Source organism: Psychrobacter sp. Ps6, assembly GCF_022129235.1.
Lineage (GTDB): Bacteria > Pseudomonadota > Gammaproteobacteria > Pseudomonadales > Moraxellaceae > Psychrobacter.
Window position 1 is genome coordinate 1 of record NZ_JADQAI010000101.1, and the last position, 1,790, is coordinate 1,790.

Below are 1,790 nucleotides of genomic sequence, written 5' to 3' on the forward strand. Positions count from 1 at the left end.
GGCAAACCCTGATCTAAATACTTATGGATCAGGAAAATATACCGGGGTGATGATGGCGCGTGCTGGCGGCAATAATGTTGCAGCTTCAACATTAAAAGGCTATCACCAAGTCGCTATGGAGCAAATTTTAACGTGGAATCCACAGGTGATTTTTGTTCAGCATCGTTTTCCTGATGTTATAACAGAAATTAAACATGACCCTAATTTTAAGTGGGTAAATGCGGTTAAAAATCAGAGGGTTTATTTGATGCCTGAATATGCTAAAGCCTGGGGATATCCAATGCCAGAAGCTATTGCCCTTGGCGAATGGTGGATGGCAAAAACACTCTACCCACAATTATTTAAAGATATTGATTTAAATGAAAAAGTTCAGCGTTATTACCATCAGTTTTACCGAACTACTTATATCTAATGAAATATTCACTATATAAAAAAGAGACTATCATCGCGGTGATAATCGTTATGATGATCATGGTGTTTTCATTAATGTTAGGTCAATATCCGCTATCGTTATCTCAGCTTTATCATGGGTTTTTACATCCGTTTTTCAATGACGATTTAGCCAATCATATTCTTTGGTCTATTCGTTTACCCCGGATCGTTATTGCACTTTGTGTTGGTGGTTGTTTAGCTTTTAGTGGTGCAATATTACAAGGGGTTTTCCATAACCCATTAGTTGATCCTCATATTATTGGTGTTAGTTCTGGTGCAGCATTTGGCGGGACTTTAGCGATATTACTTGGTTTTCCTACTGCTTTAATGATGGGTTCAACCTTCGTTTTTGGGCTATTAGCGCTGGTAATTATTTATGTATTGGCTAATTTATTGGGCAAAAATGATAGACTAATGCTAATTCTACTGGGGATTGTCCTAAGTGGAATTTTTGCCGCATTAGTGAATTTAGTTCAATACCTTGCTGACACTGAAGAAAAATTACCGAGTATTGTTTTTTGGTTGCTAGGCAGCTTTGCCACCGCTAATTGGCACAAAGTAATACTACTACTCGTTCCATTACTTCTCGCCGGAGGAGTGTTATACCAATTACGATGGCGCATCAATATTTTATCCTTAGGGGATTCCGATGCCAGATCGTTAGGGGTTTCAGTGGCACGATTAAGACAATGGGTCTTATTATTGTGTGCTGTATTAATTGCCGCCCAAGTCGCTGTAAGTGGAAGTATTGGTTGGATAGGTTTAGTCGTTCCACATTTAGCTCGAACAATTGTAGGCGCTGATCACCGACGATTATTACCAATGTCATTTTGGATGGGGGCTGGAATCATGATTATTGTGGATGATATCGCACGAACAATCAGTCAGGCTGAGATCCCTTTAGGTATTATTACGGCATTGTTGGGGGCACCACTCTTTATCTTTTTACTGGCCAAAGAAAAAAGAGGTCAACAGTAATGACATCAGATATGAAAGTCTGTTTAACCGCTAATCAGCTACAATTTGGTCCAAATACCCCGCTTTTTTCACCAATGAGTTTTGTTTGTCATCAAGGTGAGATCTGTGCCATTTTGGGAGCTAATGGTCGAGGGAAAACGACTCTATTACATAATTTAGTCAATATCCAATCGGCGCTTGCTGGAGATGTTTTTGTTCACGGTGGTATTGGCTTTGTACCACAATCATGTGCATTTTCTTTTTCTTATCGTGTGATTGATATTGTATTAATGGGATTAGCCCCAAAGATAGGGTTATTCTTTCAACCATCTGAGGATGATGAAAAACGGGCTTTTTCTGCATTAGCCGATTTAGCTATTTCAGCACTAGCCAATAGTTTT

General features: G+C 39.1%; 3 protein-coding genes. All 3 read left to right on the forward strand.

Annotated features, from left to right (window positions below; genetic code table 11):
* A partial coding sequence (locus tag I3255_RS14070) for an ABC transporter substrate-binding protein (RefSeq protein ID WP_238039375.1) occupies positions 1 to 412 on the forward strand: 412 nt, incomplete at its 5' end.
* Between the two features lie 50 nt (positions 413 to 462).
* Positions 463 to 1,410, forward strand: a complete 948-nt coding sequence (locus I3255_RS14075) for an iron ABC transporter permease (RefSeq protein ID WP_238039376.1) — start codon at positions 463 to 465, stop codon at positions 1,408 to 1,410.
* Positions 1,410 to 1,790: ABC transporter ATP-binding protein (locus tag I3255_RS14080; RefSeq protein ID WP_238039377.1), on the forward strand; the 381-nt coding region annotated here is incomplete at its 3' end. The genes I3255_RS14075 and I3255_RS14080, both read left to right, overlap by 1 nt.

Excerpts from the sequence above, each read along its gene's own strand:
- I3255_RS14075 (WP_238039376.1), top strand. The coding sequence starts at position 463 with ATGATGATCATGGTGTTTTCATTAATGTTAGGTCAATATCCGCTATCG.